This window comes from Nostoc sp. UHCC 0252 (assembly GCF_034931145.1).
GTDB lineage: Bacteria > Cyanobacteriota > Cyanobacteriia > Cyanobacteriales > Nostocaceae > Nostoc.
In genome coordinates this window covers 37,352-49,825 of sequence record NZ_JAYGHE010000011.1, presented here as the reverse complement: position 1 = coordinate 49,825, position 12,474 = coordinate 37,352, and the positions used below count along the sequence as shown (strand labels likewise).

Annotated in this window: 11 protein-coding genes; 5 read left to right on the top strand and 6 right to left on the bottom strand. The window is 42.1% G+C overall.

Features of this window, described 5'->3' with window-relative positions:
- Nucleotides 1-68: 68 nt before the first annotated feature.
- Nucleotides 69-605: an SMC-Scp complex subunit ScpB gene (gene scpB, locus VB732_RS09655; RefSeq protein ID WP_323230610.1), complete on the bottom strand. Its 537-nt coding sequence runs from the start codon at nt 603-605 to the stop codon at nt 69-71.
- 137 nt (nt 606-742) lie between these two features.
- Nucleotides 743-1,426, bottom strand: a complete 684-nt coding sequence (gene ispD, locus VB732_RS09650; protein ID WP_323230609.1) for a 2-C-methyl-D-erythritol 4-phosphate cytidylyltransferase — start codon at nt 1,424-1,426, stop codon at nt 743-745.
- A 69-nt stretch (nt 1,427-1,495) separates the two neighbouring features.
- Between ispD and VB732_RS09645 the strand changes: the two genes are divergently transcribed.
- Nucleotides 1,496-2,455: a glycosyltransferase family 9 protein gene (locus VB732_RS09645; RefSeq protein WP_323230608.1), complete on the top strand. Its 960-nt coding sequence runs from the start codon at nt 1,496-1,498 to the stop codon at nt 2,453-2,455.
- Between the two features lie 225 nt (nt 2,456-2,680).
- On the opposite strand, the gene VB732_RS09640 is transcribed toward VB732_RS09645, so the two are convergent.
- Together VB732_RS09640 and VB732_RS09635 are read right to left on the bottom strand one after the other, a co-directional pair.
- A complete protein-coding gene (locus VB732_RS09640; RefSeq protein WP_323230607.1) occupies nt 2,681-3,166 on the bottom strand; it encodes a CRR6 family NdhI maturation factor in 486 nt (161 codons plus the stop codon).
- A gap of 320 nt (nt 3,167-3,486) precedes the next feature.
- The gene (locus VB732_RS09635; protein ID WP_323230606.1) at nt 3,487-3,663 is read right to left on the bottom strand and encodes a hypothetical protein; all 177 of its coding nucleotides are present in this window, start codon (nt 3,661-3,663) and stop codon (nt 3,487-3,489) included.
- 302 nt (nt 3,664-3,965) lie between these two features.
- Here VB732_RS09635 and VB732_RS09630 point away from each other — a divergent pair, with 302 nt between their 5' ends.
- Nucleotides 3,966-4,412 carry a Fur family transcriptional regulator gene (locus VB732_RS09630; protein WP_323230605.1) on the top strand — a complete coding sequence of 149 codons (447 nt, stop codon included), beginning with the start codon at nt 3,966-3,968 and terminating at the stop codon, nt 4,410-4,412.
- Between the two features lie 54 nt (nt 4,413-4,466).
- On the opposite strand, the gene VB732_RS09625 is transcribed toward VB732_RS09630, so the two are convergent.
- Nucleotides 4,467-7,502 (bottom strand): pentapeptide repeat-containing protein, encoded by a 3,036-nt coding sequence (locus VB732_RS09625; protein WP_323230604.1) that lies wholly within the window; start codon nt 7,500-7,502, stop codon nt 4,467-4,469.
- 143 nt (nt 7,503-7,645) lie between these two features.
- Here VB732_RS09625 and VB732_RS09620 point away from each other — a divergent pair, with 143 nt between their 5' ends.
- The 3 genes from VB732_RS09620 (at nt 7,646) to VB732_RS09610 (ending at nt 11,119) form a co-directional block, all read left to right on the top strand.
- The gene (locus tag VB732_RS09620; protein WP_323230603.1) at nt 7,646-9,403 is read left to right on the top strand and encodes a DUF3685 domain-containing protein; all 1,758 of its coding nucleotides are present in this window, start codon (nt 7,646-7,648) and stop codon (nt 9,401-9,403) included.
- A gap of 65 nt (nt 9,404-9,468) precedes the next feature.
- Nucleotides 9,469-10,176 carry a phosphatidate cytidylyltransferase gene (locus VB732_RS09615; RefSeq protein ID WP_323230602.1) on the top strand — a complete coding sequence of 236 codons (708 nt, stop codon included), beginning with the start codon at nt 9,469-9,471 and terminating at the stop codon, nt 10,174-10,176.
- Nucleotides 10,177-10,423: 247 nt separating this feature from the next.
- A complete protein-coding gene (locus VB732_RS09610; RefSeq protein WP_323230601.1) occupies nt 10,424-11,119 on the top strand; it encodes a response regulator transcription factor in 696 nt (231 codons plus the stop codon).
- A 543-nt stretch (nt 11,120-11,662) separates the two neighbouring features.
- Here the strand turns inward: VB732_RS09610 and VB732_RS09605 are convergent.
- Nucleotides 11,663-11,947 (bottom strand): Npun_R1517 family heterocyst differentiation transcriptional regulator, encoded by a 285-nt coding sequence (locus VB732_RS09605; protein WP_323230600.1) that lies wholly within the window; start codon nt 11,945-11,947, stop codon nt 11,663-11,665.
- Nucleotides 11,948-12,474: the final 527 nt, after the last annotated feature.

The following is a 12,474-nucleotide window of genomic DNA, read 5'->3' as shown; positions in this document are numbered from 1 at the left end:
GCTCCCTGCTCCCTGCTCCCTGCTCCCTGCCCCCTGCTCCCTGCTCCCTGCCCCCTGCCCCCTGCTCCCTACTCCCCAGTTCCCACTCCTTCTAGTTCTAGTTCTAGTTGTTCTTCCTTTTGAGTGGTGGAAAGTATTTGCGGGAGTTGTTCGATTTGGAAATACTGATGAAATTTTGGGGTTACTTGGAGTGAGTAGGAGCGAGAATCGCTGTCTCGGCGTTTGCGAATGAAACCAAGTTCTACGAGTTCTGGAACGTGTTGATATACTCCTGAACCGCGCAGGTTAATTAAGTCGCTCTGGAGTATGGGACTATTAAGAGCGATCGCTGCCAAAGTCCGTAATGCACCTACACCCAATTCTACTGGTATCATTGTTTGCACTAAATCATGAAAGTCAGACCTTAGTTGCAAACTGTAACCATCTGGGGTTTCTACTACCTCTAAAGCGCTATCTCGGTGGGCATAGTTGTCCATAAGTTCAATTATGCCTTCTTTGACAGTGGCGCGATCGCACGCGGCATACTCGGCGATTTCGCCGAGCGACAAGGGTTTACCCTTTAAATAGAGAATTGCTTCTATCTTCGTCGCTGTGGCTGTAATCATTTAGTCATTAATCATTGGTCATTGGTCATTAGTCATTGGTCATTAGTACATGACAACTAACAATCAACAAGTGTGTGGCATTATATCGTAAATTGTCAAAATATTGTTAGCCCTCAAATTTCCAATTCCTCATTCCCTCAAAAACCTCTAGTTGTAAGAATAAATTCTGCGATCGCTAAATCTTGAGGAGTTGTCACTTTTAAATTTGTCTCCTCTCCCTCAACAATTCGGACTTCGATACCGCACTTCTCAAATAAAGCGGCATCGTCAGTTACTTCCCAACCTTGCCGGACACCTTCAGCGTGGCATTGTTTCAATAATTTCACATCAAATCCTTGGGGAGTTTGTGCTGCCCATAATTTTTGTCTGTCGGGTGTTTCTTGAATTACACCTTGTTCATCGACAACTTTGATGGTGTCTTTAACGGCTACACCAGCAATTAGACCGGGACAGTGGCGAATGGCTTCGGCACAAGAGTTAAATAAATCTGGCGTGGCCAGACATCTGGCCCCATCATGAATCAACACTTGTTCTGCGGCTACTGGCAAAGCCTGCAAGCCATTGTAAACAGATTCTTGACGGGTGGAACCACCTTGAATCAATTCCACTGGTTTCGTGAGCTTGAGGTCGGCGAGAATTGCTTTGAAGTCTGGCCAATCAGTGGGTTGAGAAATAATCCCGATCCAACTGATTGTATTGGCGGCTTCTGCGGCTAATAGAGTCCAGGCAATAATTGGTTGCGATCGCACTTTCAGCAGGAGTTTATTGCGGTTACTCCCCATTCTTTTTCCGATTCCCGCAGCTGGAATTAGTAAATACACAGAATTCCTCAATCTTTAAGCTATATATTTTCCCCTAAAATAGGGAGCGAGTAAGCGTCAATAAATATTATGCGAGTAGTAGCCCTTGTACCTGGCGGAATTGGCGACCAAATTCTCTTCTTCCCGACTCTAGATGACCTGAAGCGCAATTATCCTGACGCTCAGATAGATGTCATTGTTGAACCCCGGTCAAAGGCTGCCTATCGAGTGAGCAAGTCAGTTCACGAGGTGCTGAACTTTGATTTTCAAGACCGCAATAGTCTGGCAGATTGGGGTAACTTGGTCGGGATAATTCGCGATCGTGAATACGATGTTGTCATTGCTGTTAAGCAAATTTGGTTGCTGGGTCTTTTACTCTGGTTGACGGGAATTACCATACGTATTGGCTACCAAGGCAAAGGTTCGGTTTTTCTGACCCATGCTGTGCCATTTAAAGCATCCCAGTATGCGGCGGCAGTATATCACGATTTGCTGCAACCGTTGGAAATAAATAGCCCTGTCCCAGAGTTAGCTGTAAATGTGCCAAAAGCAGATATTGAGTGGGCACAAAATGAACAAAAACGCTTAGGCGTGCATGAAACAGGCTATATCTTGATTCATGGCGGTTCTGGGCAGTTAACCCAGGCTAAAGAACTGGATAAAATCTATCCTGTCCAAAGTTGGCATCAAATTATTCAAGGCTTCCAAGACAAGCAGCCGGATCTGCCTGTGGTGGTTGTTAAGGGAATTGACGATGAGCAGTTTGTGCGATCGCTTCTGGGGTCTTCTCCAGATATCAAGGTGACAGCCCCAGATGATATTGGCAAGTTAACTGCTATGATTGCCGGTGCAAATTTGATGTTGTCTACTGATAATCCGGCACTACAACTGAGCGTTGCAGTTCAAACCTATACTATCGCCCTATTTGGCCCCACCGATCCAGCTAAGTTGTTGCCGAAAAACGATAAATTTCTGCCCATTAAATCCCCTACGGGAGAAACAGCAGATATTTCACCAAACGCAGTTTTAGAGAAAATCTGGGGTGGCTAAACCAGTAGTTTGTCCCAATTTCTACAATTAGTTTATTGCATATCCAATGTAGCTATGCGTTTGCTGAATGACCGCAAAACCTGGTTGTGACAGCTAGATTTTGCGGTTATTCAGAAGAAGAATACAGAAGTCAGAATCAAGACGTTCTCTATGAGACGCTGGGCTATCCACCAGTCGTTTAACCTTTTTCTGAATTCTGACTCCTGACTCCTGAATTCTTTCTTATTAAAATATCTCAAAAAAAGCATCGTCTAATTCATAACCCAGCATTTGGGCCATGGATTTCAACCGCGAGAGGCTGGGAATATCCTGCTGTTTAAGCCAATCACCTAAAACAAAGATTTTGTGCATCAAAAATATCTCTAAGGCTTCAGGATTATACTGAATACCATCTTTGGAACTGAATTGGTGTGGTACTAGCATGGCGGCATAACGAGCAAATTCCCCAGCTTTCCAATCTAGTAAAAATACTAACCAGGGGTATTTGGCATCTAGGCGCACAAACCACAGCCGGATTTCTGGAATTTCTGATAGTTCCCGTGGATCGCCAGGTTCGAGATCGTAATTGATATCGAAGCGTAGTTGCTGCTCATGGGATGCAACCCCATCTTGCAGCATTTGTTCAATCACCGTTGAGGCAGGCGACAGATCCAGATTGTTAATGAAATCATTATTGAGTGCGATCGCAATTGTCTTTGACTCAGCAGCCACTTTCTTTTTGCTCAATTGTAGGATCGAGAATATACAGTAGCAGCTTTCAGGGATTGACGCTAGCTTGACGCTTACTACTAGCACAAAGTCTTCTTTACAAAGCAATTAGTATTTAGTGATACTAATCGTTCCTAAGCTTGCATTTTATACTTACTTTTTATCTAATTTACATAGTATGCCATTAGAATCAACCTACTCAGGAAAGGCAACGCCTGCCCCAAAGTGGACATTTACAGCAATTTTAAGTTAAAGTTGTAATGAGTTTGTTTTAGATTAAGGTCTGACAAAGTAGCCATCAAGAAGCAAAAAATAGATCGTTGTTATTTATCCTCACCTATTACTTTTGCAGCATCAAAAAGCCAGAACAAAAGTGTAGGTATAACAAAGGTGTCCAATACTATTGCAGATAGTGAACTATCCCGACCTATAAACGGACGTAGCTCTCCCAATCCATCGGGAATAGCCATTAGAAGTCCGTAGTTGCATTGGTCTGACATTCCCTATTCTTGTCAGAATTCCTGATTCCCAAGACCTAAATTTTGTTCTTGAAACATATACCTATTGGCTTGGTTCTCGCCTATAGCATTGATGGTCAAAATACTAATCTAAAATACCCGAAAAATTAGTGCTTCATCATACATTAACGTATTTGTTTTGCTCCTCACCGCTCCCTATCTTCACCTACTAAAAGTTGAAATCGAGCAGCTTATCGTAGAGAAGATGGGAACTTCCGCGATACATTAAATAAACAATAAAAATTTCAATGGGAAAATTCCCTTAACAGTTAACAAGCTGTAATATGCAAAAACAAACAATTTCTACAAAACCAATTCGTTCTCTAGAAGATGCGCTAGATCGGTGTCAAATACTCGGTATGCGCGTTAGTCGTCAACGTCGCTTTATTCTGGAATTACTTTGGCAAGCAAATGAACATCTTTCTGCTAGAGAGATTTACGATCGCTTGAACCAAGAGGGTAAAGAGATCGGTCATACTTCTGTCTATCAAAATCTAGAAGCATTATCCAGTCAGGGCATTATTGAATGTATTGAACGCTGTGATGGGCGTTTGTACGGCAATATCAGTGACTCTCACAGTCACATAAACTGTGTGGATACAAATCAAATTCTTGATGTTCATGTGGAACTACCAGAAGATTTGATTCGTAAAATTGAAGAAGAAACAGGAGTGCGGATTACTGAGTACAGTATTAACTTTATTGGCTACCGCAACCCGGAAGAAGGGTGATGAAAGTTAGGAGTCTTTTCTAGTTTGGATTCTAGCTTCCCTAGCTAATAAAATCTAATAATCATCATCAGTCACATCAATGGAGTGGTTGCCAAAGACTGTTTCATCATCGACATCATCATCATATAAGCCTACTGGTAAAATTGTGCCTTCAGAGCTTTCAATTATTCCGATCGCAGGGGGTTTGTTCCAATTATTATCTGGGTTAGTCGTAACTTGGACAGTGTTTAAAAAGGGTTGCTGCGCTCGCAAGTTTTTCAGTCTTTGGAACGACTCATTGGAAAACAAAGCACCATTAACAGCAGCTAATTTTTTGTCAGACTCTGTGAGGATAGCATCAAATAAGCAGGCGTTGGTAAGATCGGCTGAATTAAGATTTGTCCCCATCAGGTTAGCTTGTTGGAGGTTTGCGCCTGCAAGATTCGCCTGTTGAAGATTTGCGCCTGCGAGATTCGCCTGTTGGAGGTTTGCGCCTGCGAGATTCGCCTGTTGCAAATTGACTCCAGCCAAATTCGCCCCTATCAATTCGGCATTAGATAAGTTTGTCTGCTCAAGATTTATTCCAGTTAACATTACTTGTAGTAAAGAGGCTCCCGATAAATTGAGTCCAGCCAAAGACTTGATTCGGGTTGCGAAGGCATTTTTGTGCAAAACAGTTGTCCTCGCAATTAGTACATTTAAAGCCTCTGGATTGAATTCTGTGAAATTGAGCGGATTTCCACAAGGCCAAAAAGGAATTTTTGTTTCTCGATAGCAAGCACAAAGCAATAAAAACACATTCAGTCCCACCGCCGCATTCACTTGCTCAACATTCAACGGGTTTTGCAGTGCATGGAAATGAGTCAAAGCTTTGTGAGCTATCCCTTCGTCTAACCAACAGCCTTGACAGTAAGCACGCCAGAAAGACAAAAGCCGTTGAAACAAAACTTCAAAAGAAAACTTATGCTTTTGTTCGCGGCGTAAAATTGCGATCGCTAGTTCTTCAATTTCTTGGCTAAGTATCCCGTAACCCAGTAAATTGTAAATATGCTGGGCAGCGCTACTGGGAGAATCAAGCACAAAAGTGAGCGGGCTATGAGCCTCATTTTGGCACTGAGTCAGTAATTTCAACTCAGCAGTCACAGCCTTAGCACAAAGAAATTCTCCTAACTTAATATGCGAAAACTCAATTAAACTACTTTGTGCTTCCGTGCTTCTACGTGAAATATCCGAATCTGGAACTTGAAAGTAAAACCTTGGCAAAGTTGGAGATTTTTCAGCCAAATTAATTTGGTGACGTTGCGAGTGTAAAATTTTAAGAGCGATCGCTTGCATCTGCTCAAGCAAATCTTGGGGATGACGATTAGCAAGTAAATTAGCGATCGCTTCTGGAGTCCGGTTAATATGAGCCGTTCCTGAGCGCAGTAGCATGGTTTTGATTCCACCAGTTAGCGGATAGCCCAACAACCATCGGCTCAGGCGATGATAGATTTCCCATAATAGAGAAGACTTTGGGGTGTTAGCAGCTAATTGCAATACTTCATCATTTAGCAGTCCGTCACGGTGTAAGATGCCCAATAAATGCAACATTAGGGGCTGACGGACAAGGATAGATAATTCTGGAAACCTTGACTGGCTGGTAAATAAGCCAGATTGTTTTAAGAATGTAAAGAAATTTTGAGCGATCGCCAACGATTGCACTTTTGCCCACTGCTGAAACCATTGTTTGAGTTCGTCCGCATCCAACGGCTGAATGATAATTCGCCTCAATGGTAAAGGTATTTCTGGGGCGATTTCCTGCAATGTTTTTGATCGGCTCGTTAACACAATTTTGTGTCTATGCTGAGATTGAAAATTTAGTAATTGCTGAATAAAAATTGCTTTTGCCCTGATACCATGAGCAGAAGGGGGCAATTCATCTAAACCATCTAGGAGCAACAGACAAGGAAGATTTTCTTGCTCTAACCAAGTTGAAAGATTAACATCAAAAGCAGAATTTAGGGTTTCGATTAAAGTTTTGCCATAAGTTATATCCCGTAACCTAATTATTACAGGCATCCAAATCGGGTAAACTTCTTGTGCTATTTGTGCTGCCCAAAGTTGGCAAAAACTAGTTTTTCCGTAGCCAGGTTCCGACTCAATAATAGCGATCGTTTCTAAATCAGCTAGTTGTTGCTCTGCCCATGTCTTTAAATCAACTGGTTTAACAGCTTTTTGATCCAAATTAAAAATACTTTCCTCTATTGGTAAACCTTTTTGCGGTACATAGATATCCTTAAGAGCAAAGGATTCTACAAGTAAAGGCATACTGAGATTTTTAATCAAACTTGCACGGTAATGTTCTCGATACAAGTCAATTTTCTCACCAATTGGAGAACCAACTTCTGGAGCGATCAAATTGGGAGATAATGAAATCCCCAAACGGAAGAATTTTTGCAGTTGAGCTAAAGGGGCAGCATTTTCAGTAACGACTACTAGTATGTCACCAGGAAGTGAGTTGACCAAACGCTGTGTTAAGAGTTTTGCTTCATATTCTTCTGCACCATTGGCAATAAACCAAGCGATGACAGCATGGTTTATTTGTTGCACCAGTAATGAATCTGCAACCAGAGACAATGCTTGTTCCGCTTGGGTATCAGTTAATTTACCTGGGCTGAGAGTTTTCAGCAATCCTTGTAGTTGTGAATCTTGGAGGGTGAGTTTACCCACATCCTCTTTAAGTATTTGTGCTTGGATTGGTATACTTGCCCGATCCAGCCACGGTCTTCGTAGGCTTGCTTCCTGCTCTAAAATTGCTTGTAAAGCGTGGAGATAGGCAATTTGAAACGCTAACCACGTGCCCTCGTTACGTTTTAACGGCTTCTTTTGGCTGAGACTACGCAACAAGTTTTCTGTTAACTGGGAAATGACACTAATTTCTTCCCAAACAATCCCTAAAGGCAGTTCTAAAACTTCTACCAAAGTACAGATATCAAAAGGCATCAGGCTTTTGACTTCCATATCCTGAACAATCCGGTAGGCAATACCTGCCAATTGCCCCGCCGAAAATCCGCTAATTTGATTGATTGCGATATAGCGTTCTGCCAACCAGTGCCGAATACTCAAGTTCATTTAATTACACAGTGACGGCTGCATAAGCCAATTATGATCGATTTATTAGTTGGCGAAAACAGGTGACAATGGGGAAGACAAAGTTCTGTATCAAAGCTGTTTTCTAATTGGTAAAAAACAGTGCTTGTCTAATTGAGTAAACTATGAGCGATCGCCATCTAAGATTATTGTTAATCGACCAAGACCCGATTTTTCGTTTGGGATTAAGGGTAGCTCTGGAAGCAATTCCTAACCTGGAAGTAACAGGAGTAGTAGAAACTGATACCACTGCCTTGCAGATTCTAGCAGAAATTGCCCAAGAAGACCCTAAACAGGTAAATTTGGTGGTTTTGGAATTCGGTAATAGTCGTTCTACCACCAGCCAGCAGCTAGGTTTACAATTCTGTCGGCAACTCAAAGCCTTATATCCCAACCTGCCAATTTTGCTTCTTAGTTCTGTTCGAGAACAAGGACTGCTATTAGCTGCAAAATCTATTGGTGTAAATGGCTACTGCCCTAAAGGTACACCACTTGCTGAGTTAGTTGCCGCTATGCAAGAAGTTGCAGAGGGAGGTTCCTATTGGTTTCGAGACACAGAAGCAATCGCAATTCCTAGTACAGACGCGATTAATCGCCTCTCTCCTCGCTCCCCACTCCCTTTTTCTAAACTACGAAATAATTTACGTTTGTCAGGGATTACTTACATTGATGCTACCCTAGCCGCAGTCATAGCACAATTACAAGTTCCCGGATTACCAGTACTAGATCGAGCAATTCTAGCTGGACAGAGGCGAGAACTCTTAGCGGCTCGTTGGTTGCTAAATCGGTTGTTGGTTTCATCACAAGAAAGGCAAGAGGAACATATTCCAATTGCTGATGAGCCACCTCTGGCTCCTTCATTAAGTAGTACGATTCAGCAAAGGCATATATCACCTTTACTTAGTCCGGGAGCGCTACAATCTGCCTTATTTGCGTCTTGCATCACCAAACTTCAATTTCCTTTACAAAATGTCACAGATGTACCTTTAGAAATTGACATTTTTCGTGAAGATAAAAAGCGAGAACTACTTTATCTGCTCCTGCAAAAATTGACTGAGCAGTTGGATGAACTGCGTGCTTCTCAAATCGAGATTAATCAATTATATGAGGTAAGAACTACCTTATTGTACGATTTATTGCAAGCAGGCATTACAGATTTTTTTGGCAGATTTTCTCGAATAAAAATAGGAGATCAGAACATAGAAATTGTTAATTTGTTGCTACAAAATACAGAAGTTGTACAAAGAGATATTCTCAATGGTATTCCGCTAGTTTGTGAGTTATATTCTTATCTGCTCTTTCAAATAGAATTGAACATTGATAATACCTCATATCCAGTGGTGAGCGAAGAGGCTAAGTCCCAAACATTAATGATTTTAGAGAACTTGCTGATTCAGGTAGCGAATGGGGTAGTGCAACCACTGTTAAATTCTTTAGCAGATGTGGAAGTGATTAAACAAAACTTATACGGGCGGCAATTTATCTCTACAAGAGAGATTGAACGTTTTAGAAATGATTTGTCGTGGAAATATCGGTTAAAAAATTATATAAATGAGCCGAAAGCAGTTTTTGAGAGCCGCTACGATCTGTTGGTAATTGCGCCTCGTGGTATTGCCAGCACTTCAATTTATGCTCCTCGAAATCAGGAGTTGGTAAAACTTTCTAATATTCCTCTAGTAGTGACGTTATTTTTAGAATTTAGTGATGCGATCGCACCGCGTTTAAAATCACTCTTATCTTTTGTAGGTAGTGGTATAGTCTTCGTCCTTACCCAAATAATTGGTAGGGGTTTAGGTTTAATCGGTCGTGGTATTCTTCAAGGTATTGGTAGCGTTTCATTACTAGAAAAGAACCTGAGACGAAATAGCGATCGTACTAAATGAACAAGCAGGGGGAGATGAGGGGGACAAGGGGACAAGGAGAATAAATAACCCATGACAAATGACAAATGACAAATGATTTTATCGGGCTAGCTATTTCTTATATTTACGCGATTAGTCTGCTAGTTATTGGCGAGGGACTGCGTAGGCTGTTTGATGTAAAACCGGATTTGACCCGTAAAGTAATTCATATTGGTGCAGGGATGTGGGTTTTCGGTGTCCTGTTGCTGTTTAACCGATGGGAAATTGGAATTATACCCTTTGCTACCTTTATTGGACTTAACTACCTGTTTTACCGCTACCGAATTATTGGCGCAATGGATAGCGAAGATAGCTCACCCGGTACAGTTTATTTTGCTATCTCAGTGACACTGCTTTTCGGACTATTATGGCGGCCAGACGGGCCGGTAGATAGTGCCCCAATCGCTGTAGCTGGGATAATGGCCATGACTTGGGGTGATGCATTGGCAGCATTAATTGGTAGACGCTTCGGACAGCATAAGTACCAAGTAGGAAATTCTGTGCGTTCCTGGGAGGGTTCGGCAGCAATGTTTGTGGCGAGTGCAGTGGCAATTTTCTTAGTGCTGTTGCTGCTACCAGGTTCGTCACTAAGTCCCCTGGCAAAACCTTTCACTTTAGAATGGGCTTTGTTCACTACGGTAATAACTGCTATTTTCGCCACCCTAGTAGAAGCAGTCTCACCCCACGGCACAGATAACATCAGCGTACCTCTAGTAGCTGCGGGGGTAATTTGGATTATCATGCAGGGATTTTAACAATAAAGTGAGTTCTAAATTCCTACCTCTTGCTCCCTGCTCCCTGCCCTCTGCTCCCTGCCCCCTGCTCCCTGCCCCCTGCCCCCTGCCCCTGCTCCCTGGCCCCTGCCCCCTGCCCCCTGCCCCCTGCTCCCTGCCCCCTGCCCCCTGCTTCTTGCCTCCTTCACAGGGCATTACAACAATCCTCTTGTTAAATCACCGTCAAGTTTCGCTAAATTGGAAAAAGGAAAATTCAAGGAAATTTTAAATGTCAGCACAATTGTTACTGGTGGATGATGAACCAGGGATACGGGAAGCCGTGAAAGACTATTTGCAAGAGAGCGGTTTCAGCGTTCAAGTCGCCAGTAACGCCCTTGAGGGTTGGGAATGGATGCAGATGAATACACCTGATTTAGTGATTTCTGATGTCATGATGCCCCAGGTGGATGGCTACCAGTTCTTGAAGCAACTGCGAGAAGACCCCCGCTTCCAGGCACTGCCGGTAGTATTTTTAACTGCTAAGGGTATGACAGGCGATCGCATCCAAGGATATCATGCTGGTGTTGATGCCTATCTTCCCAAACCCTTCGATCCAGACGAGTTAGTGGCGATAGTCGAAAATTTGCTAGCCCGCCGCATTGCTAAGTCCGCAAATACGGGAGATGATGCTGAAACCCCCGATCTTGCTGAACTAGCCAATCAGATTGCCCAAATTAAGGCGTTGTTAACTCAAAGAAATGCCATTTCCCAATCGCCAGCCCCTTTTAAAATTGATTTGACTCCCAGAGAACAAAGTGTCTTAAATTTGGTCGCTGAAGGGTTGATGAATAAAGAAATCGCCCGTCGCTTAGAAACCAGCGTCCGCAATGTAGAAAAGTATGTTAGCCGTTTATTTAGTAAAACTGGAACCAATAGCCGTACAGAGTTAGTTCGTTTTGCTCTAGAACACGGGCTGGCTAAATAGGGATTGGGGATTGGGAATTGGGAATTGGGAATTGGGAATTGGGGAAAGACTTGTTTCAAGTTCTCACCTCTTGTCCCCTGCTCCCTGCCCCCTGCCCCCTGCTCCCCCTGCTTCTTCCCCATTCCCCATTCCCCATTCCCCTAAGTATTTCAGCAAATCAGGCACTTAGTTAAAGTCAAAAGCTAAAAGAAAGGTTGTTTATATTTACTTTGGTCTTTTAGGTTTTCATGGGATTTGCGCCTGTTGTCCACTTCCCCATCTGTAAAGACACAGGATTTTCTTCCTGCAATGTTTTCATAAAAACTCGGTAAAATGCACCCGGCTGAGTTTGCTCTCAGATTCTACCAGTACCCTTTGCTACAAAGTTTTTAATAAAGGAAACTGTTCCTGGGACTTTGTGTTGCTCAATAAGACTTTCACAAAGTAGAAATCACAATATTTGATGAATTCTACTCGCTGATTAGTTTTTATTGCAACGGGGCTATAGGATCAACATTTGATTTGATGCTCAATTTATGTTTTTCAACCGCTTAAATTATACCTTTAAGACTGGGGATTTTCGGCAGCATTACGTAAGCGCATAAGCTGACGACGCATTTGAGGTGAAGCTTTAAACTCAGATACTTCCTGCGCTTTAACGGACGCTTGTAGCGTCTCTAGAAAGTCATCAGAACCTTCAGTTAAAGCATCAAGTAGCACTTGTAAGAGTTGTTCGCGATCGCTCAATAAACTCTTTTCCTCAATCAACCGGAATTTGAGATGGATTTCGCACTCATAAACACCTACTTCGAGATTATTTATCTGGCGTGGTAATGCTTTGGAGTTCATAACTATTGAGATTCCTTTACTTGGTTGTCTTGAGGGCGAGGAGGTAGATGTCCAGCAAAAATTCGTTATATCTCTTTTGAATCCAAAGTGCTTGAATTAAGAATTTTTCTTCATCAATCACTCTTGTATTCCATTTCCCTCTCCTGTGTTTTGTTTATAAGCTAAATTTTCACCGTCTAGATTTTGATATTCCTCTACTACTAGATGTAGCTTATGGTGAGCCATAACTATTATTCAGTTTTTAAGATTCTACACAATAAAGTTTCTGTAAGAAGTTGTGCAACCTTTTTAAAGGTTTTTACATCAACTTTATGTGAACGTCAATAACAGTTTGACTTGCTACTCTAATTTTGGTGTTTATACGTAAGTAAAATCGCTTAATTTTTTTGAAATTCTTAAAGCCAGAGGTAGATGTAGCACTGTTCAGTGAAATTACTTGATGTACGTTTTTTGCAATAGGAAATTCTGAAGAAATTGATGAGCAGAATTATTAAAGTAAAAACTTTTGTTCTCCATAAAAAAATGTA

Excerpts from the sequence above, each read along its gene's own strand:
- scpB (WP_323230610.1), bottom strand. The coding sequence starts at position 605 with ATGATTACAGCCACAGCGACGAAGATAGAAGCAATTCTCTATTTAAAG.
- VB732_RS09645 (WP_323230608.1), top strand. The coding sequence starts at position 1,496 with ATGCGAGTAGTAGCCCTTGTACCTGGCGGAATTGGCGACCAAATTCTC.
- VB732_RS09635 (WP_323230606.1), bottom strand. The coding sequence starts at position 3,663 with ATGTCAGACCAATGCAACTACGGACTTCTAATGGCTATTCCCGATGGA.
- VB732_RS09630 (WP_323230605.1), top strand. The coding sequence starts at position 3,966 with ATGCAAAAACAAACAATTTCTACAAAACCAATTCGTTCTCTAGAAGAT.
- VB732_RS09625 (WP_323230604.1), bottom strand. The coding sequence starts at position 7,502 with ATGAACTTGAGTATTCGGCACTGGTTGGCAGAACGCTATATCGCAATC.
- VB732_RS09620 (WP_323230603.1), top strand. The coding sequence starts at position 7,646 with ATGAGCGATCGCCATCTAAGATTATTGTTAATCGACCAAGACCCGATT.
- VB732_RS09615 (WP_323230602.1), top strand. The coding sequence starts at position 9,469 with ATGACAAATGATTTTATCGGGCTAGCTATTTCTTATATTTACGCGATT.
- VB732_RS09610 (WP_323230601.1), top strand. The coding sequence starts at position 10,424 with ATGTCAGCACAATTGTTACTGGTGGATGATGAACCAGGGATACGGGAA.
- VB732_RS09605 (WP_323230600.1), bottom strand. The coding sequence starts at position 11,947 with ATGAACTCCAAAGCATTACCACGCCAGATAAATAATCTCGAAGTAGGT.